17 protein-coding genes and 1 riboswitch are annotated in these 19,257 nt (G+C 73.8%); of the genes, 4 read left to right on the top strand and 13 right to left on the bottom strand.

Annotated features, from left to right (window positions below; genetic code table 11):
* The 4 genes from ACZ61E_RS31600 to ACZ61E_RS31585 form a co-directional block, all read right to left on the bottom strand.
* Positions 1–946, bottom strand: a 946-nt coding sequence (locus ACZ61E_RS31600; protein WP_469703745.1) for an ABC transporter ATP-binding protein, incomplete at its 3' end; no start/stop codon positions are given.
* Positions 943–2,073 (bottom strand): energy-coupling factor transporter transmembrane protein EcfT, encoded by a 1,131-nt coding sequence (locus tag ACZ61E_RS31595; protein WP_469703746.1) that lies wholly within the window; start codon positions 2,071–2,073, stop codon positions 943–945. The genes ACZ61E_RS31600 and ACZ61E_RS31595, both read right to left, overlap by 4 nt.
* A gap of 529 nt (positions 2,074–2,602) precedes the next feature.
* Positions 2,603–3,310 (bottom strand): SCO2322 family protein, encoded by a 708-nt coding sequence (locus tag ACZ61E_RS31590; protein WP_469703744.1) that lies wholly within the window; start codon positions 3,308–3,310, stop codon positions 2,603–2,605.
* Positions 3,307–4,599, bottom strand: coding sequence for a prenyltransferase/squalene oxidase repeat-containing protein (locus tag ACZ61E_RS31585; protein ID WP_469703742.1), 1,293 nt, complete (start codon positions 4,597–4,599; stop codon positions 3,307–3,309). Before ACZ61E_RS31585 ends, ACZ61E_RS31590 begins: the two co-directional genes overlap by 4 nt.
* Positions 4,600–4,742: 143 nt before the next feature.
* Positions 4,743–4,815: riboswitch (cobalamin riboswitch) on the bottom strand.
* Positions 4,816–5,245: 430 nt separating this feature from the next.
* Here ACZ61E_RS31585 and ACZ61E_RS31580 point away from each other — a divergent pair.
* From ACZ61E_RS31580 to ACZ61E_RS31570, 3 genes are all read left to right on the top strand, one after another.
* A complete protein-coding gene (locus tag ACZ61E_RS31580) occupies positions 5,246–6,565 on the top strand; it encodes a glycosyltransferase family 4 protein (protein WP_469703740.1) in 1,320 nt (439 codons plus the stop codon).
* 154 nt (positions 6,566–6,719) lie between these two features.
* Positions 6,720–7,454 carry a class I SAM-dependent methyltransferase gene (locus tag ACZ61E_RS31575; protein WP_469703739.1) on the top strand — a complete coding sequence of 245 codons (735 nt, stop codon included), beginning with the start codon at positions 6,720–6,722 and terminating at the stop codon, positions 7,452–7,454.
* On the top strand, positions 7,451–8,545 hold the full coding sequence (locus ACZ61E_RS31570; RefSeq protein WP_469703737.1) for a prenyltransferase: 1,095 nt from the start codon (positions 7,451–7,453) through the stop codon (positions 8,543–8,545). Before ACZ61E_RS31575 ends, ACZ61E_RS31570 begins: the two co-directional genes overlap by 4 nt.
* Positions 8,546–8,565: 20 nt before the next feature.
* Here ACZ61E_RS31570 and ACZ61E_RS31565 read toward each other — a convergent pair whose 3' ends face one another.
* The 5 genes from ACZ61E_RS31565 to ACZ61E_RS31545 all read right to left on the bottom strand — a co-directional run bounded on the left by ACZ61E_RS31565 (position 8,566) and on the right by ACZ61E_RS31545 (position 13,673).
* Positions 8,566–8,859, bottom strand: a complete 294-nt coding sequence (locus ACZ61E_RS31565) for a hypothetical protein (RefSeq protein ID WP_469703736.1) — start codon at positions 8,857–8,859, stop codon at positions 8,566–8,568.
* A 122-nt stretch (positions 8,860–8,981) separates the two neighbouring features.
* Positions 8,982–9,821 carry a hypothetical protein gene (locus tag ACZ61E_RS31560; RefSeq protein WP_469703735.1) on the bottom strand — a complete coding sequence of 280 codons (840 nt, stop codon included), beginning with the start codon at positions 9,819–9,821 and terminating at the stop codon, positions 8,982–8,984.
* 324 nt (positions 9,822–10,145) lie between these two features.
* Positions 10,146–11,123: an N-acetylmuramoyl-L-alanine amidase gene (locus tag ACZ61E_RS31555; RefSeq protein ID WP_469703734.1), complete on the bottom strand. Its 978-nt coding sequence runs from the start codon at positions 11,121–11,123 to the stop codon at positions 10,146–10,148.
* A 31-nt stretch (positions 11,124–11,154) separates the two neighbouring features.
* A complete protein-coding gene (locus ACZ61E_RS31550) occupies positions 11,155–11,835 on the bottom strand; it encodes a class I SAM-dependent methyltransferase (RefSeq protein ID WP_469703733.1) in 681 nt (226 codons plus the stop codon).
* Between the two features lie 71 nt (positions 11,836–11,906).
* Complete coding sequence (locus ACZ61E_RS31545) at positions 11,907–13,673, bottom strand: MFS transporter (RefSeq protein WP_469703731.1); 1,767 nt, start codon at positions 13,671–13,673, stop codon at positions 11,907–11,909.
* A gap of 192 nt (positions 13,674–13,865) precedes the next feature.
* Here ACZ61E_RS31545 and ACZ61E_RS31540 point away from each other — a divergent pair, with 192 nt between their 5' ends.
* On the top strand, positions 13,866–15,362 hold the full coding sequence (locus tag ACZ61E_RS31540; RefSeq protein WP_469703730.1) for an MFS transporter: 1,497 nt from the start codon (positions 13,866–13,868) through the stop codon (positions 15,360–15,362).
* A gap of 114 nt (positions 15,363–15,476) precedes the next feature.
* On the opposite strand, the gene ACZ61E_RS31535 is transcribed toward ACZ61E_RS31540, so the two are convergent.
* From ACZ61E_RS31535 to ACZ61E_RS31520, 4 genes are read right to left on the bottom strand one after another with little or no spacing between them, the layout of a single operon-like run.
* Entirely contained in the window at positions 15,477–16,082 is a 606-nt protein-coding gene (locus ACZ61E_RS31535) for a response regulator (RefSeq protein WP_469703729.1), read from the bottom strand.
* Entirely contained in the window at positions 16,079–17,329 is a 1,251-nt protein-coding gene (locus ACZ61E_RS31530) for a sensor histidine kinase (protein ID WP_469703727.1), read from the bottom strand. Before ACZ61E_RS31530 ends, ACZ61E_RS31535 begins: the two co-directional genes overlap by 4 nt.
* Positions 17,326–18,051: an ABC transporter permease gene (locus tag ACZ61E_RS31525; protein WP_469703726.1), complete on the bottom strand. Its 726-nt coding sequence runs from the start codon at positions 18,049–18,051 to the stop codon at positions 17,326–17,328. Before ACZ61E_RS31525 ends, ACZ61E_RS31530 begins: the two co-directional genes overlap by 4 nt.
* The gene (locus tag ACZ61E_RS31520) at positions 18,051–18,995 is read right to left on the bottom strand and encodes an ABC transporter ATP-binding protein (protein WP_469703724.1); all 945 of its coding nucleotides are present in this window, start codon (positions 18,993–18,995) and stop codon (positions 18,051–18,053) included. The genes ACZ61E_RS31525 and ACZ61E_RS31520 overlap by 1 nt, the downstream gene beginning before the upstream one ends.
* Positions 18,996–19,257 lie beyond the last annotated feature (262 nt).

Here is a 19,257-nt window from a genome sequence, read left to right as displayed (position 1 = left end):
AGGATAACCCCTGTGCGGGGGGGGGGGGTCGGGGGGTGGTGGGGGGGTGGGGGGGGGGGGGGGTCCCCCGGGGGGGCCCCGGGGGGGCCCCCCCCCCCCCCCCCGCCGCCGGGGGCGGTGTCGAGGCGAGCCGCTCGCGCAGACCGGCGGCCCGGCGGCGCGCGTCGCGTACGGACAGCGGCAGCGGGTCCCAGCCGGCCAGCCGCCCGAGCCCCACCACGGGCGGGAAGACGGGGGAGACGGCCATGATCCGTTCCGGCTCGCCCACGACCGGCGCCTCGCCGGGGCCGGGCAGGAGGACGACCTGGTCCGCGTACTGCACGACCCGCTCCAGCCGGTGCTCGGCCATCAGCACGGTCGTGCCCAGGTCGTGCACCAGCCGTTGCAGCACGGCCAGGACCTCCTCGGCCGCCGCGGGATCGAGCGCGGACGTCGGCTCGTCCAGGACCAGCACCTTGGGGTGCGGGGTCAGCACCGAACCGATCGCGACGCGCTGCCGCTGGCCGCCGGAGAGCGTGGCGATCGGGCGGTCGCGCAGCTCGGCCAGGCCGAGCAGATCGAGGGTCTCCTCGACGCGGCGCCGCATCACATCGGGGCCCAGGCCCAACGACTCCATCCCGTAGGCCAGTTCGTCCTCGACGGTGTCGGTGACGAAATGGGCGAGCGGGTCCTGGCCCACCGTGCCGACGAGATCGGCGAGTTCGCGCGGCTTGTGGGTACGGGTGTCGCGGCCGTCGACGGTCACCCGGCCGCGGAGCACACCGCCGGTGAAGTGCGGGACGAGCCCGGACACCGCGCCAAGCAGGGTGGACTTGCCGACGCCCGAGGGGCCGACGAGCAGCACCAACTCGCCCTCGGGGACGGTGAGGTCGACCCCCCGCACCGCGCCGAGGGCGGGGGCCGGAGCGTCGGTGTAGGTCACCGACACCTGCTCGAACCGGATCACCGGGTCTCCTCCTCGGACGTGGTGGTGGCAGTGGCGGGCAGGGGCGCGACGACGGCCGGGAGCAGACCGAGCAGGATGCCCGCGGCCGGCCAGAGCGGCAGACCGGGTGCCACGAGCGGTACGACGCCCGGGTGCAGGCCCGCCGGGTCGTACGCGTTCGCCCGGATCATCAGCGCGGCGACGGCCGCGCCCGAACCGGCGACCAGCCAGGCCCGGACGCCCCACAGGTCGGGGCGGTAGCGCGTACGGACCGAACGGCGCCCGCCGAGCCACAGACCGCCGAGCGCCGCGGTGAGCCCGATGCCGAGGAGCGGCAGACCGTACCGGGCGCCCTCGGCGGCGAGCAGTCCGTACGAGCCCGCGCAGACGCCGAGCAGGCCGCCGAGGGTCAGCACGGTGGTGGTACGGCGCACGGCGGCGGGTACGGCGGCCGTACGGCCGTAGCCGCGCGCGTCCATCGACGCGGCGACGGCGACGGAGCGCTCCAACGCGCCCTCCAGGACCGGCAGTCCGATCTGGAGGATCGCCTTCACCCCGCCGGTCGGCCGGCCGCGCAGCCGGCGGGCGGTGCGCAGGCGCAGGACGTCGGCGACCATGTTCGGCGCGAAGGTCATGGCGACGACGACGGCGACACCCGCCTCGTACAGCGCGCCGGGCAGGGACTTGAGCAGTCTGGCCGGGTTGGCGAGCGCGTTCGCGGCGCCCACGCAGATGAGGAGCGTGGCGAGCTTGGCGCCGTCGTAGAGCGCGAACACCAACTGCTCGGCCGTCACCCGGCCGCCGATCCGGACGCCTTTCGCCCAGTCGGGGAGGGGCAGTTCGGGCAGGGTCACGATCAGGTGCGAGCCGGGGACCGGCGAGCCGAGGAACGCCGCGAGGACGAGCCGGACGACGATGACGGCGAGTCCGAGCTTGACGAAGGCCCCGTACGACCGGGCCCACGGCGCGTCGGTCCGCCGCGCGGCGACGACGTACCCGGCCACCCCGACGAGCAGCCCGAGCAGCAGTGGATTGGTGGTCCGCGAGGCGGCGACGGCCAGCCCCAGGGCCCACAGCCACCACGCCCCGGCGTGCAGCGCGTTGCCACGGGTCGCTCGCGGCGCCCGAAACCCGCGGGCGGCGCGCACCGGCGCGCCGACGGGCTCGGCTGCCGCGGTGCCCCCGCCACGCGGCGTGCCGGTCGTGCGGGGGCCGTCGGTCCGCAGCTTCGCGACGTGCTCGCGGGCCGTGTCGGAGGCCGAGGCGTGGCGACCGTCGGCGGCGCCCTCCTGCCGGTCGGCCCAGACGGGGTCGGTCTCCGGCCGCTGCCCGCCGTCGAGCTGGTCCGAGGAGTCGTCCTGATGGCCCGTGCGGTGACCGCCGGGGCCGACGCCGGTGTGCGTGGGCGGGTCGGTGGGCCGTGCTGGTACGGGGCTGGTGGTGGTGGTGTTCTCGTTCCGGGGCCTGCGAGGGTGTGCGGGGGCGCTGGGTTCGTCGGCGGGGCCGGTCACGTCGGGCCGGCTCCGCGGCGTGCCGGTCGGGCGGGCGCCGTCGTGGCTCGTGCGGTGACCGCCGGGGCCGACGCCGGTGGCCCGGTTCGCATCGGGGTCGGTGGGGGCCTGGTCCGGGGGCGCGGTCGTCCCGGCGTTCGTTTCCGTCCGGTCCGCGTCGGCCTGGTCAGCCACGGCGACGGCGGGCCTGCCAGAGCGCGGCCGTGGCCAGCGTGAGCACGGCCGCCGCTCCCGCGAGGATGCCGAGCGACGGCGTGCCGCCCTCTTCGTCGTCCCTGGCGGGACCGCCCGTGGCGCGCGAGGCGGTAGGGGCCGCGGACGCGGCTCCCTCGTCCGAGATCTGTTCGCCGCACCCCGACTCCGGGTAGCCCGCGATCGCGCACAGCAGCGCGGCGCTGTCGTAGCGCAGCGGCTTCGCCACCGCCGCGAGCGCGTCCGCGCTCGTCGCGTCTCCGTCGACCCGCGCGCACTCGGCCAGTGGCGCCGGCGGCTTCTCGCCGTCCGGCGCGTCCGCCTCCGTGCCGGGGTCGACGACCACCGCGATCCGCTTGGCGCCGTCCTTCGCGGGCGTCGAACCGCAGACGGCCGCGAAGTCCGGTGTCTCGCGGGGCTTCGCCGCGTCCTGGCTGTCCGCGCTGACCGCGAAGCGGAAGCCGTTGACCGCGCCGTCGGCGGGCCGCGCGAGGGCCGGCCCCTGGGTGGCGTACGTCCACCGCGCGCCGTCGCTCTCCCAGAACGACCAGTAGCGGTAGCCCGCGGCGTGGGCCGTCCCTGCGGCCGGCAGCGTCAGCGCGCCGGTGAACGCGAGCAGGACAGCGACGAGCGGGAGGGCCCGCCGGGTCCGTATCCGCGTGCGTACGGGCGCCCGCCTCATGCCCGGCGCCGCTTCGCCCGCACCACGAACAGCGCGCAGATGACGAGCGCGGCGAACGCCCCGATCGCCATCGTCCACAGGTTCCCGGACATGCTGTGCCGCTCGGCCTTCTGATCCGCCAGCACCTTCTGCTGCTCGACGGTCGTCAACGGCTTGGGCCCGATCCACTTGGGCGCCGGACCCGTCGCGTTCAGGGCCTTCACCAGGTCGGTGCCGCCGAACTCACGCGGGTCCGTGCCCGTCGTGTGCGCGGCGAAGATCAACTGGGCGTACGCGGCGGGCCCGTTCTCCTTCGCCCACGCGGCCGAGTTCTTCTCCAGCCACTTCATCGGGGCCACCGCCTGCTTGCCGTACCCGGCGGTCGTCAGCGCGACGACGGCCTCCGCGGTGTTGCCGTGGTCCGGCAGCGGCGCGGAGTCCTCGGCGCCTGGCATGGGCGGCTGGTCCAGATGACCGGTCTTGGCGAGCGCCTTCACCAGATACGACGCGCCGTTGCGCGCCGCGCGCTCCGGCGTGAGCGGGTGCAGGTCCTGGCAGACGGGCCCGGGGCCGGGCTCCACACCCGTCGTGACCATCCGCTTCCCGATCCCGCCGAGGACACCGGCGGCCGTGGCGTCGGCGTTGGGAAGCAGTTTGCCTGACTTGTCCGGCTGGTAGGCGAACGCGCCGCCGCCCTCCGCCGCGTCGCAGGGGATCGCGAAGCCGCTCAGCGCCTGGTACGGGGACCTGCCCTCCGTCGAGAGCCGTTTGCCCACCGGGGCGCCGCCGGCGGCCAGTGCCCCTATCACCAGTCCGGTGGAGTTGGCGTCGCTGGGCGCGCCCGCGCTGTATCCCCAGCCGCCGTCCTCGTTCTGGACGGAGGCGAGCCAGCTCATGCCGTTGTTCATGGCCTCCGGGTGGGTGGTGAGCGCGGCCAGTATCTGTACGGCGGCGGCCGTGGAGTTGGTGTCGACGACGGTCGTCGCGTCGCACGGCTTCGTGGCGTCGGGGCGGTACGCGGGGAAGGCGCCGCTGTCGCACTGCTGCCCGAGCAGCCAGTTGACGGCGGAGTCGGCGGGCATGACGTTGACGGCGCGCTGCGCCAGCATGGCGAGCGACTGGCGCCAGACACCGTCGTAGGTCGGGTCGGCCGTGCCGTACATCCCGGCGGGCAGCTCGGCCGGGGCCCCGTCATCGGCCGGAGAGGCCGGGGCGGCGGAGGCCGCGGAGGGGACGGCGGTCACGCACAGGACGGCGGCGGCGGCGAGCGCTGCTGCGCCACGCGCCACGTGGCGGCGAACGGTGGTCATCTCGGGTGCGGCCTCTCCTGCGTGAACGCGTGAACGCGCGGAACCGGGCAGGCACGCTGAGGCACCGGGCTCGGCCCCGTATGCCTCGACGGTGCCGGCCACCGGGGGTTTCCGGTGGCGCGAGCCGGTCACGACCGCGTCCGGGGTGTTCCGACTCACCGCCGGTGAGGGCGGCTCACGGTTGCGGGTCAGTGCCGGATTCGCACCGGCTTCCCCCCGTACGGGCATGATGACGACGGGCTCACTCTACCGGCCCCTTTTCGGCCGCCCCGGACGCCGCCGCCGGGGCGGCGACCGCGCCGTCCCGCCGGGGGAGCGCCCCCGGCGGACCGGAGCGGTCCCCGATCGCGGGACGGACCCGCGCCGAATCCGGGCCGAATCCGGGCCGGCTCCTCGCCGGACCCGCCCCCGGTCGAGGACACCGCGCGCCTGACGCCTCGTCACCGATCCCGTCCACCCGCTCACTCCGCCCGCACCGCACGGATCGGCCGTGGCGCGAATCACCCGGGGCCGCCCCGCTGCGCGGCCCTACCTGCCGGTAGATTCGAGGCTCCCTGTGTCCTCCCGTCCCCGGACGGGAACTTGTTCCGGATTGACGCGAGCGGTTACGCTCCGCCGAAAGTGAAGTGAGAAGTGAGGGCCGAGAGTGACCGCTGAGGCCGTAGAGGCGGGGACCCCCGCAGGGCCCGCAGGCACCTCCGCGGCGGCGGACCGGCCGCTGCGGATCGCGCTCCTCACCTACAAGGGCAACCCCTACTGCGGCGGCCAGGGCGTCTACGTACGACACCTCTCGCGCGAGCTGGCCCGCCTCGGGCACAGCGTCGAGGTCATAGGCGCCCAGCCCTACCCCGTCCTCGACGAAGGCGTCCCGCTCACCGAACTCGGCAGTCTCGACCTCTACCGGCAGCCCGACCCGTTCCGGACACCCAGGCGCGGTGAGTACCGCGACTGGATCGACGCACTCGAAGTCGCCACCATGTGGACCGGCGGCTTCCCCGAACCGCTGACCTTCTCCCTGCGCGCCCGCCGCCATCTGGCCGCCCGCCGGGGCGAGTTCGACGTCGTCCACGACAACCAGACCCTCGGCTACGGGCTCCTCGGCGATCTCGGCGCCCCCCTCGTCACCACCATCCACCACCCCATCACCGTCGACCGGCGCCTGGAGATCGACGCCGCCGACGGGCGGCGCGCCCGCGCCTCCGTACGGCGCTGGTACGGCTTCACCCGCATGCAGAAGCGGGTCGCGCGCCGGCTGCCCGCCGTCGTCACCGTCTCCGGCAGCTCGAAGCAGGAGATCACCGACCACCTCGGAGTCCCGCCCGCCCGCATCCGGGTCGTCCCGATCGGCGCCGACACGAGCCTGTTCTCGCCGGACCCCGCCGTCCCCGAGGTCCCGGGCCGGATCGTCACCACCTCCAGCGCCGACGTACCGCTGAAGGGGCTCATACATCTGGTCGAGGCGCTGGCCAAGGTGCGGACGTCGAATCCGTCGGCGCATCTGGTCGTCGTCGGCAAGCGTGCCGAGGACGGGCCCGTCCAGCAGGCCATCGAGCGCCACGGGCTCGGCGACGCCGTCCGTTTCGTCAAGGGCATCTCCGACGCCGAACTGGCCGACCTCGTACGCGGCGCCCAGATCGCGTGCGTGCCGTCCCTGTACGAGGGGTTCTCACTGCCCGCCGCCGAGGCCATGGCCACCGGCACGCCGCTGGTCGCCACCACCGGCGGCGCGATCCCCGAGGTCGCGGGGGCCGACGGCGTGAGCTGTCTGGCCGTCCCGCCCGGCGACGCGGACGCTCTGGCCGCCGCGCTCGACAGACTGCTCGGCGACCGGGAGTTGCGCGAGCGGCTCGGCGCCGCCGGGCGCGAGCGGGTGCTGCGCCGGTTCACCTGGGCGCGCGCCGCCGAGGGCACCGTCGAGCTGTACCGCGCCGCCGTGGCCGCCCACGCGAGGGCGGCCCGCCGATGAGGGCCCCCGCCCGCCGCCGCCCGTCCTGTACCCGGCCCCCGGCCCGCTGACCGGCGTCCCGGCCGGCCCCACCCCGCGCCCCCACCCCTGACGCTCGCCCCGATCCACCGCCCCGCCCAGTCGCCTTCACCCCCGACCGCGAAAGCAGGAACTCGTGCTGACCGTGGACTTCTCCCGATTCCCGCTCGCCGCCGGCGACCGGGTACTCGATCTGGGGTGCGGCGCGGGCCGGCACGCCTTCGAGTGCTACCGGCGCGGCGCCCAGGTCGTGGCCCTCGACCGCAACGGTGCGGAGATCCGCGAGGTCGCCGCCTGGTTCGCCGCGATGAAGGAGGCCGGTGAGGCGCCGCCCGGCGCCACCGCCACCGCGATGGAGGGCGACGCGCTGAACCTCCCCTTCCCCGACGCGTCCTTCGACGTCGTGATCATCTCCGAGGTGATGGAGCACATCCCCGACGACAAGGGTGTGCTCGCCGAGATGGTCCGCGTCCTGCGGCCCGGCGGCCGGATCGCCGTGACCGTGCCCCGCTACGGCCCCGAGAAGGTCTGCTGGACACTCTCAGACGCGTACCACGAGGTCGAGGGCGGCCACATCCGCATCTACAGGGCCGACCAACTCCTCGGCCGGATACGGGAGGCCGGACTCCGGCCGTACGGAACCCACCACGCGCACGCCCTGCACTCGCCCTACTGGTGGCTCAAGTGCGCCTTCGGCGTGGACAACGATCGGGCGCTGCCCGTCCGCGCGTACCACAAGCTCCTCGTCTGGGACATCATGAAGAAGCCCTTCGCGACGCGCTTCGCCGAGCAACTGCTCAACCCGGTCGTCGGCAAGAGCTTCGTCGCCTACGCCACCAAGCCGCACCAGCCGTCGGCGGAGGGCCGGTGACCCTGCCCGGCCGCGGTGCCGACCGCACCGAACACCTCGTCCTGCCCGGTGTCCTGACGGCGAATCAGGCGGCGGAGACCGTCGCCGGGATCCTCGCCGCGCAGCGCCCCGACGGCGCCATCCCCTGGTTCCGCGGCCACCACCTCGACCCGTGGGACCACACCGAGGCCGCCATGGCGCTCGACGCGTCCGGCGAACACGAGGCCGCCGCCCGCGCGTACGCGTGGCTGGCCCGGCACCAGAACGAGGACGGCTCCTGGTACGCCGCCTACGACGACGGCGAGGCCACCCGGCCCACCGATCGCAGCCGCGAGACCAACTTCTGCGCCTATCCGGCGGTCGGCGTCTGGCACCACTATCTGGCCACCGGTGACGAGGTGTTCCTCGACCGGATGTGGCCCGTCGTACGCTCCGCCATCGGGTTCGTCCTGGAACTCCAGCGGCCCGGCGGGCAGATTGGCTGGAAGCGCGAGGACGACGGCACCCCCGTCCACGACGCGCTGCTGACCGGCGGTTCGTCCGTCTACCAGGCGCTGCGCTGCGCGCTCGCGATCGCCGAGGAGCGCGAGGAGCCGCAGCCCGACTGGGAGCTGGCGGCCGGAGCGCTCGCGCACGCGGTCCGTGAGCACCCCGAGCGGTTCCTCGACAAGAGCCGCTACTCGATGGACTGGTACTACCCGGTCCTCGGCGGGGCGATGACCGGACCACGGGCGAAGGCCCGGATCGACGAGGGCTGGGACCGCTTCGTCGTTCCCGGACTCGGGGTGCGCTGCGTACTGCCGAACCCCTGGGTGACCGGCGGCGAGAGCTGTGAACTCGCCCTGGCGCTCTGGGTGGTGGGCGAGTCGGACCGGGCGCTGGACATACTCCAGTCCATCGGGCACCTGCGCGCGGACGGCGGGATGTACTGGACGGGCTATGTCTTCGAGGGCGAGAAGGCGGTCTGGCCCGAGGAGTTGACGAGCTGGACGGCGGCCTCACTGCTGCTGGCCGTGGCCGCTCTCGGGGGGGACGAGGCGACCACGGCCGTCTTCAGCGGTGCGAGACTGCCGTCCGGGCTGGAGCCGGACTGCTGTGAACGGGTGGGCTGAGCGGTATTGCTGACGGGCCGTCAGGCCCGGCGGATCCGGCTGGCCAGCGCGTGGCCGATAAACAGGTAGACCACGGCCGCGAGACCGTAGCCGCACACCACGCGCGCCCATGCCTCGTCGAAGGTGAACAGATCGTAGGACCAGCTGGCGAGCCAGCGTGCCGCGTCCTGGACGAAGCTCACCAGGTCGTTGGCGCGGTTGGCGTCCAGCAGGTACATCAAGATCCAGAGGCCCAATATGAAGGCCATGACATCCGCGATCACTACAAGGATCGTGGCTGCTGCGCTGCTTCCACTGCGTTGACGTGTGGCCATGACAACCGTGTTGCCGCTCTACGACCGGCGAAACCCCCCACTGGCCGGAACGGTGTGACCGGCGAACGCCGACGGCCCCCGCCCGGAGAGGGCGGGGGCCGTCGGCGTTCGCCGCGCGCAGCTCAGCCGCGCTGGATGCCGGTCGTGTCCTGAAGCAGACCGCGACGGCCGTCCTGCGTCTGGGCGATCAGGCCGGGGCCGCGCTGCTCGACGGCCAGGTACCAGGTGCCCGGCGCGAGTTCGGCGATCGGGGACGGCGAGCCGTCCTCGCCGTACAGGGGACGGGCCACCGGCACGGCGAACCAGAACGGTTCGAAGGCGCCGCCGGACGAGCCGTCCTGCTTCGGACCCGGAGCCCCCGGCTGTCCGCCCTGCGAGGGCTGGCCCGGACCCGCCTGACCCGGCTGGGCCCCGCCGTACGCCGGCTGGGGCTGACCCGGCTGGCCGCCGTACGGCTGCTGCTGGGCGCCCGGGTAGCCGTACCCCTGGCCGGGGTGGCCCTGCTGGCCGTACGGCGAGGCGACCTGCGGCTTCGGGGCGCCGACGAGGGGCGCCTTGAGGGCGGGGACGAGCGGGGTGGCGAGCGCGCCCGCGGCGAGCACGATGGTGGCGAGCAGGCCGAGGATCAGGCCGGCGCCCGCGTTGTTCGCGTCGATGATGGTCCAGAACGCGGTCCACAGCGCGAAGACGGTCAGGGCGACACCGAACTGGCCGAGGTCGAGACCGGCCACCTTGCGGCCCGGCATGCCGCGACCGACGACGATGAGCGCGGCGCCGATGATGCCGGCGATGTAGATGCTCATCACAAGACCGAGCGAGTCCCAGGCGTTCGAGCTGTAGCTCGAGCAGTCGACGCCCTGCGGGCAGTCGATGCCGACGAGGTCGAGGAACGAGGCGATGAACAGCACCACCGCTGCTCCGATCACCACGCCATCGCCTCGTGTGAGGGAGCGGATGTTCACGTTGAAAAGTCCTTCGTAGGTCGTCTCGTCGGGGCGGTCGCCACCGTCGCGGGGCGACGGCGAGGGGTGCGAAGCTCGGGGGCGGCTCCCTATCGTACGGATTAATCTAGCGCCTGCCCGAGCGGGGCGTCTCCTCGGTTCCGGGCCACCCCGGAAGAGGACCACGGCAGGCCCTCCAACGGTTGCGGGAGAGCGCGAAGAAGAATGGATCGCGGTCTTTTCGTTGTGAATCCGTTGCCATTTGACGGCTGTTCGGCGGGCTGCCCCCGCGTTTTCCCGCGCCGTTCCCCGTGTTCGGCTATCGGCCGGGGGTAACGGGTGCGGCTATCGGTTCAGGAAACTGCTGATGCCGTCCGCCATTCCCTGTGCCGCCTTCTGCCGCCAGTCGGCGCTCGTCAGCAGGGCGATGTCCTTCGAGTCCCGCATGTTGCCGCACTCGATGAAGACCTTGGGCACGGTCGAGAGATTCAGCCCGCCGAGATCGTCGCGCACATCGAGCCCCGTGCCCCCGCCGAGATAATTGGACGGAGCGCTTCCGGTCGTGCGTACGAAATTGCCCGCGACGCGTTCGCCGAGCTCGCGCGAGGGGGCCACGATCTTCGAGGTGTCGGCCCCGCCCGACTTCACCAGTGCGGGAAGGATGACATGGAAGCCGCGGTTGCCCGCGGCCGAGCCGTCCGCGTGGATGGAGATGACCGCGTCCGCACCGGCCTTGTTGCCGATTTCCGCGCGCTCGTCCACGCACGGTCCCCACTCCCGGTCGTTCTCGTGTGTGAGTTTCACGGTCGCTCCCTCTTTACGGAGGAGAGTGCGGAGGCGCTGTGAAACATCGGCGGTGAATTCGGCTTCCGTGTAACCGGAGTTGCCCGAGGTGCCCGTGGTGTCGCATTCCTTGCGGTTGGTTCCGATGTCCACGAGTTTGTTGATCTCGGCCGTGTGCTTGAAGTTGCCGGGATTGTGCCCGGGGTCGATCACGACGGTCCGGCCCGCCAGCGGCCCGTCACCGGGAGCCGGCCGCGCGTCCCCCGGAGCGTCGTCGCCGTCCGCCGGCTTCGACGGCGAGCCCGCGCCGGACGGCCCCGGCTCCGCGGAACCCGGCCGCCGCGACGGATCGGCCGAGGCGGACGCGCTCGCGCCCTGCGCGGGAAGTCCGGCCGGGCCCCCGTCGTTGGACCCGCCGGTGGCCTGCCAGATCAGCCAGCCGGCGAAGGCACCCGGCACCACGGCCGCGGCGGCGAGGGTGAGCGTGAGCCGCGAGAAGGGACGGCGACGGGCGGGGAGGTGGCTTTCGTCGTACGACACCCGGCGATGCTAGTCCGTGAAGGACGGAGCGTCAGGTTCCCGCCCCGGTACGTCGCAGGACTCGCAGCGACTCGTACGCCGAGACCTCCGCGAACGCGCCGGACGCCAGCGCGCGCCGCCACACCCGGTACGGCGCCCGGCCACCGTCCGCCGGGTCGGGGAACACGTCGTGCACGGCGAGCAGCCCGCCCACCGCGAGATGCGGCGCCCAGCCCTCGTAGTCACCGTTCGCGTGCTCGTCGGTGTGGCCGCCGTCGATGAACACCAGCCCGAGCGGGCCGCCCCACACCGCGGCCACCTGCGGGGAGCGGCCGACGACCGCCACGACATGGTCCTCCAGACCGGCCGCGTGGAGCGTGCGGCGGAAGGACGGCAGCGTGTCCATGCGCCCGGCCTCCGGGTCGACGAGCGACGGGTCGTGGTACTCCCAGCCGGGCTGCTGCTCCTCGCTGCCGCGGTGGTGGTCGACGGTCAGCGCCGTGACCCCGGCGGCGCGGGCCGCGTCGGCGAGCAGAATGGTGGACCGGCCGCAGTACGTACCGACCTCCAGCAACGGCAGCCCGAGCGTGGCCGCTTCGGTGGCGGCGGCGTACAGGGCCAGTCCCTCACCGGTCGGCATGAAGCCCTTCGCGCGCTCGAAGGCGGCCAGCACGCCGGGGGAGGGGACGGTGGGGGCCGGGGTCGGTTCGGACGGGGCGGTCCCGGCGGTCATGGGTTCCTCCTGGGCGGGTGTGCGGTGCGGTCGCCCATCGTGCCGTACGCCGTCCCGCGCACCGACACCCCCTACGACCGGACCGCCGCCGTGGGCGCCAGCACCAGGTCGACGGCCACCGGCAGCGCCCCGCCGGGACAGGCCGCCGGGTGGGCGCAGGGGGCGTGGCCCGTGGCCGAGCCAGCCAGCACGTACTCACCGGCGATGGGCACCGCGAGCGCGTACCGGCCCTCGTCGTCCGCCCTGGTGAGACCGGCCTGACGGCCGCGCGGGTCGATGAGCGTGACGTTCGCCCGGGGGACGGGCGCGCCGTCGGGGTCCAGCACCCGGCCGCGGAACCCCCCGACGGCGGACGGCGCGGGGGCGTCCTCCCCGCCGCTCGCCAGCAACTCGGTCCGGGGCGAGGTCCGGTGGGCCGGCAGGAACGCGGCCAGTGCCAGGCCTCCGAGCACGGCGGCCGTGGCGATCATGAACGAGACGCGGAAGCCGTGCAGGCTGGGGACCGCCGCCGGGCCCGTACCGATCGCCGTACGCGCCAGCACCATGCCGATGACGGCGCTGGACACCGACGTGCCGATGGAACGGGCCAGGGTGTTCAGCCCGTTGGCCGCGCCGGTCTCCTTCGGGTCGACGGCCCCGACGATCAGGGCGGGCAGCGAGGAGTACGCGAGTCCGATGCCCGCGCCGAGGACCACCGAGATGACGACGGTCTGCCAGGCGGCGCTCATCATGAACAACCCCGCGCCGTAACCGACCGCGATGACCGCCATGCCGATCATCAGCGAGACCTTGGGGCCCCGCCGCGCGGATATCCGGGCGAAGAGCGGGGCCACGAACATCATCGTCAGACCGAGCGGCGCGACGCACAGTCCCGCGACGACCATGGACTGGCCGAGGCCGTAACCGGTCGACGTGGGGAGCTGGAGCAGCTGGGGCAGGATCAGCGACACCGCGTAGAACGCGACGCCGACCATCATCGACACGAGGTTGGTCAGCAGCACCTCGCGGCGCGCGCTCGTACGGAGGTCCACCAGCGGGGCCCGCAGACGCAGCTCCATGGCGCCCCACAGACCGAGGACCACGACGGCCACGGCGAACAGACCGAGCGTCGTGGACGACGTCCAGCCCCAGGCGCTGCCCTTGGTGACCGGCAGCAGCAGGGCGACAAGACCCACGGAGAGACCGAGCGCGCCGAACCAGTCGAACCGGCCGCCCGCCCGTACCGAACTCTCCGGCACCACCAGGACCGTCAGCACCATCGACAGCACGCCCAGCCCGGCGGCACCGAAGAACAGCGTGTGCCAGTCGGCGTGCTGCGCGACCAGCGCGGCGCCGGGCAGGGCGAGTCCGCCGCCGACCCCGATCGACGAGCTCATCAGGGCCATCGCCGAGCCGAGCTTCTCGCGGGGCAGCTCGTCGCGCATGATGCCGATGCCCAGGGGGATCGCGCCCATCGCGAAGCCCTGGAGCGCCCGGCCGGCGATCATCACCGTCAGATCGTCGGTGAACGCGCAGACCAGCGAACCGACGACCATGACCGCGAGGCTCGCGAGCAGCATCCGGCGCTTGCCGTACAGATCACCGAGCCGCCCCATGATCGGGGTGGACACCGCACCGGCGAGGAGCGTCGCCGTGATGACCCAGGTCGCGTTGTCGGGCGAGGTGCGCAGCAGCGCCGGCAGATCCTTGATGATCGGGACGAGCAGGGTCTGCATGACGGCGACGGTGATCCCGGCGAACGCGAGCACCGGCACGACGCCGCCGGTCCCCCGCTTACGCGGAACGGCCCCGGGGACGGGGCCGGATCCGGCGTACTGGTCGGGCGTCGCTTGCGGCATGGGTGGAGCCTCCGGGCAGGGGAAGGGTGGGCGGGGCGGACAGCGGGGTGGTCGGAGGGTCAACGCCTCCGGGTGGCCCCGGTATTCCTTCGGGCCCCGGGTATTCCTCGCTGACGAGCGGACTTAGGACGCCGGGCCCGGTGCCCCGTACATCGATATCCCGATGTACGGGGCGGGGGAGGGGCTGCGACGATGACGGCCATGGCCCACGTCCCGGCAGTCCCCGAAACCGAAAACGGCCGCGAGCCCGAAGCGGATCCCGCGTCCGGGTCCGGTCGCGAGTCCGGCACCGAGAGCCCCGCCACCGCGCGGCCGGCCCGTACCTGGGCCGTCATCGCCGCCGCCTGCGCCGGGCAGTTCCTCGTCGTGCTCGACGTCTCGGTGGTCAACGTCGCCCTGCCGTCGATGCGCGCCGACCTCGGCCTCGGCACCGTCGGTCTCCAGTGGGTCCTCAACGCCTACTCGATCGCGTTCGCCGGTTTCATGCTCCTCGGTGGCCGGGCCGCCGACATCTTCGGCCGCAAACGGATGTTCCTCGCCGGGCTCGGGGTCTTCACCGTCGCCTCGCTGGCGGGCGGTCTCGCGCAGGAGGGCTGGCAGCTGCTCGCCGCCCGTGCCGTGCAGGGTCTCGGCGCCGCCGTACTGGCACCCGCGACCCTCACCATCCTGACCGCCGCCGTCCCCGCAGGACCGGCGCGGACCCGGGCCATAGCCACCTGGGCGGCGGTCGGCGCGGGCGGCGGCGCGGCGGGCGGACTCGTCGGCGGCGTCCTGACCGACCTGCTGTCCTGGCGCTGGGTGCTGCTGATCAACGTGCCCGCCGGTGCGCTGGTCCTGGCCGCCGCCGTGCTGTGGCTGACCGAGAGCCGGGCGAAGGAGGCGCGGCGCCGGCTGGACCTGCCGGGCGCCGTCCTGGTCACCGGCGGTCTCGCCGTCGTCGCGTACGGCATCGTGCAGACCGAGCAGGCGGGCTGGACGGCCGCGGCGACACTCGTGCCGCTGACGGGCGGGCTGCTGCTGCTCGGGGCCTTCCTGGTGGTGGAGGCGCGGACCCGGCAGCCGCTGATGCCACTGAGACTCTTCCGGGTGCGGGCGGTCTCGGCGGCCAACGCGGGGATGATGGTCGCCGGTTCGGCGTCGTTCGCCATGTGGTTCTTCATGACGGTCTACGCCCAGAACATCCTCGGCTACACACCTCTCGAAGCGGGCCTCGCGCTCATACCGAGCTCACTGAGCGTCGTACTCGGCTCCAAGCTGGCGCCCCTGCTGATGCGGCGCGTCGGCGCCCGCCATGTCGCGGTCCTCGGCGCGCTCGTGGGCTCCGCCGGATTCGGCTGGCAGTCGATGATGACCGCCGACGGCACCTTCCTGAGAACGATCCTGGGGCCCGGCATCCTGATGATGGCCGGAGCCGGACTGGCCATGACACCGCTGGCCGCCCTGGCGACGGCGAGCGCGGCACCCGGCGAGGCCGGTCTCGTCTCGGGACTGGTGAACACCTCGCGGACCATGGGCGGGGCCATCGGCCTCGCGGTCCTGTCGACGGTCGCGGCGGCCCGTACGTCCCACGGGACGGGCCCGGTGGCGCTCACCGAGGGGTACGCGCTGGCGTTCAGGACCGGGTCGGGGCTGCTGCTCACGGCGGCGGTGCTGATGTTCTTCTGGCTGCCGCGCCAGTCGGACACATGACGCCGGGCACGCGCCGACGGGCACGTGACGGCGGACGGCTGACGGCGGACGGCTGACGGCGGGCACGCGCCGGCCGGGCCGTCACGGCGCCGTGGCGCCCGGTCCCGCGGCGCCTCAGAGCCAGCCCTGCTGCCGGGCGGCCCGCATGGCCTCCACGCGGTTCCGGGTACGGGTCTTACCGATCGCCGACGAGAGGTAGTTCCGCACGGTCGACTCGGACAGATGCAGCTTCGCCGCGATGTCCGCGACGGTCGCCCCGTCCACGGAGGCGTTCAGCGCGTCCCGCTCGCGCGCCGTCAGCGGGCTCGGCCCCGCGCTCAGCGCCGCCGCGGCCAGCACCGGATCGACCACGGTCTCCCCGCCGAGCACCCGCCGGATCGCCTCGGCCAGCTCCTCCACCGGCCCGTCCTTGACCAGGAAACCCGCCGCCCCCGCCTCCATGGCCCGGCGCAGATAGCCGGGCCTGCCGAAGGTGGTGAGGATCAGCACCCGGCAGTCGGGCACCTCCTCGCGCAGGTCGGCGGCGGCGTCGAGACCGCTGCGGCCGGGGAGTTCGATGTCGAGCAGCGCGACGTCGGGACGGGCCGTGAGGGCGGTCGAGACGATGGTGTCCCCGGTGGACACCTGGGCGACCACCTCCATGTCCCTCTCCATACCGAGGAGCAGCGCCAGGGCGCCGCGCATCATGCCCTGGTCCTCGGCGAGAAGGACTCTGATCATGCCGGTGGCTCCGATTCCGTCGGTGAGGTCTTCTCCGGGCGCGGCCCGTCCGCCGTGGGATCGACCGGGAGCACGGCGGCCACCCGGAAGCCGCGCCCCGCCGGACCGTCCGGACCCGCTTCGAGCGAACCGCCCGCCGCGGCCAGCCGCTCGGTGAGACCCGTCAGGCCCGTACCCCGGTAACCCGTGCCCGCGCCCGCGCCCTCGCCGGCCGGTCCAGAGCGTACGCCGCGACCGTCGTCCACGATGACCAGCCGGACCTGTTCCGGCGCGCCGTCCACCGTGATCTCGCAGCGGGTCGCCCCGCTGTGCCGTACGGCGTTGGTGACGGCCTCCCGTACGACCCAGCCGAGCAGCGCCTCCGTACGGGGCCCCGGCGGCGGTCCCGACTGCCGTACGACCGGCTCGATCCCGGCGGCGGTCAGCGCGGAGCGCGCCCGGTCCAGCTCGGTCGGGAGACTGGCGTCGCGGTAGCCGGTGACGGCCTCGCGGATCTCGGTCAGCGCCTGTCGCCCGACGGACTCGATGTCGGTGATCTGCGCCAGCGCCGCGTCCATGTCGCGCGGCGCGAGCCGGCGCGCGGCCTCGGACTTCACCACGATCACGGACAGGGTGTGGCCGAGCAGGTCGTGCAGATCGCGCGAGAAGCGCAGCCGCTCCTCCTCGACCGCCGAACGCGCCAGCTCCTGCCGGGTCGAGCGCAGCTCCACCACCGTCTCGGACAGGGCCAGGATCGCCGCCGTGACCAGCATCGACATGACCGTGCCGTACGCGATGGTGACCGCGCCCCACCCGTCGTGGACCGCCGCGACGACCGCGATCGTGACGGCGAGCGGCGCGCCGACCAGGGCGAGGTACCGACCGCGCAGCACGGTGCCGCAGGCGAGCCCGAACAGTGGGAAGAACAGCAGCCAGCTGCCGCCGTAGACACCGCCGAGGCCGAACGTCATCACGGCCATCCCGGCGAGCGCGAACCAGGTGCCCCGGCTGTGCCGTGCCGACGGGTGGAAGGCGCGGAACACCACGTTGATGTAGAGGGAGTTGAAGACCAGCAGCCCGATGGCGCCGAACCACGGGTTGGGGGTCTCGCCCTGGGCGAGGTTGGAGAAGGAACCGAGGCCCAGCAGCAGCCACGGCAGCATGGCGAAGCCCGCGGTCGGCCCCGGCCGGAACCTCTGCCGGGTCCCCTGCTCCCGCCGACGTGTCCGCACCCGCTCGCGCCGGGTCCGCGTCGCCACCCCGTTCATACCGTCCTCGCGGATCTGCGGTAGGACAGCACCGCGTACGAACCGAAGACCGCGAGCCAGCCGAGGAGTACCGCGACCGCCGCGATCCCGGGGGCGTGCCCGGCGGTCGTGGCCCAGCCGAGTTCGGCGAAGCCGTGCGCGGGCGAGTACTCGGCGACGGTCCGCAGCCAATCGGGGAACGCCTCGATCGGGAACCAGAGCCCGCCGAGCACGGCCAGACCCATCAGGGCGCCCACGTTGACCACTCCCGCGGTCTGCGCGGAGAGCCGGTAGCCGTTGCCGATCCCCAGCAGCGTGAACGGCAGCGTGCCCACCCACAGCAGCAGGACCAGCACGGCCCACTGCCAGGCGTCCAGCCGTACGCCGTTGGTCACGGCGCCCGCCGTCAGGACCGCCAGGATCGCGGGCAGGACGGTCACGGAGCTGGTGACCGCGCGGCCGAGTACGACCTGACGGGGCCGCATGGGGGTGACGCGCAGCTGGCGCAGCCAGCCGAGCGCGCGGTCCTCGGCGATGCCCGTACCGACGCCGACGGCGGCGCCGAGCGCGCCGTAGGCGGCCATGCCCACCATCGCGGTCGTCTTCCACGCGCCGGCCCCGTCGTCGGCGGGGCCGAGGTTGGTGAACAGCAGATACATCAGCACGGGCATCCCGGCGCCGAAGAGCACGAATCCCGGGTCGCGCAGGGTGCGCCGTACTTCGAGCCGCACATAGCCGGACATCACACCGTCTCCTCCGTCTTACCGGCACCGGTGAGCGCGAGGAACGCGTCCTCCAGCGTGGCGTGGGCGACCTCCAGGTTCCTGATCCGGCCGAGGCCGGCCAGCGCCACGACGGTCGCGTCGGAGTCGTCCGTACGCAGCCGGGCCCGGTCGCCCCGTACCTCCAGCGAGACGACACCCGGCAGCGCGCCGAGACCCTCCGTGCCGCGACCGGCGAGGTCGAAGGCGACGAGATGGCCGCCGACCGCGCGTTTGATGCTCTCACCGCCGCCGTCCGCGACGATCCGGCCGTGGTCGATGACCACGATCCGGTCGGCGTTGTCGTCGGCCTCCTCCATGTAGTGCGTGGAGAACAGGACGGTGTTGCCCCGGCGGGCGTAGGCGCGCATGGACGTCCAGAACGCGCGCCTGGCCTCCACGTCCAGGGCCGCCGTGGGCTCGTCGAGGACGATCAGCTCAGGGCTGCCGGCCAGCGCGATCGCGAAGCGGACGCGCTGCCACTGGCCGCCGGAGAGCTTGTCGACGCGGCGCCCGGCGAGCGCGGTGAGCCCGGCGAGGTCCAGGGCCTCGGCGAGGGGCAGCGGGCGCGGGTAGGTGCTCGCGACGAACGACACCAGTTCGCGCACCGTCGTACGGCGGACCGGCCCGCCCTCCTGGAGCATCGCGCCGACCCGTCCCGAGGTGACCGCGCGTTCGGGCGTCTCACCGAAGAGCCGGACGCGGCCGGTGTCGGGCTCGTCGAGGCCGAGCAGCAGGCTGATGACGGTGGACTTGCCCGCGCCGTTGCGGCCGAGGAGGGCGACGGTCTCGCCGCGTGCGATGTCCAGGTCGGCGCCGTCCACCGCGCGCACGGCGCCGAAGGACTTGACGGCCCCTTCGACGCGCACGGCGGACGCGACCGCGGGGTGGGTGGCGGGTGTCGCCGTTGCCGTTGGCTGTGTCATGCCGATGACGCTACGGAACGCGGGCCGGCCCCGGCAGGCGCGTGTGTACGGACTCGGCCGGGACAAATGTCCTGCCCGGGTGCGGCGTCCACCGGGTGGTGGTTCGTCCGGTGGCGTTCGTCCGGTGGTGTGCGGCCACGAGGTGCTCCGTCACGAGGTGTCCACCCCCGAAGCCGGGCGGGGGGGGGGGGGGGGGGGGGGGGGGGGGGGGGGGGGGGGGGGGGGGGGGGGGGGGGGGGGGGGGGGGGGGGGGGGGGTGGGG

This window comes from Streptomyces sp. NPDC104581, from assembly GCF_055583685.1.
This window is presented reverse-complemented; position numbering and strand designations above follow the sequence as displayed.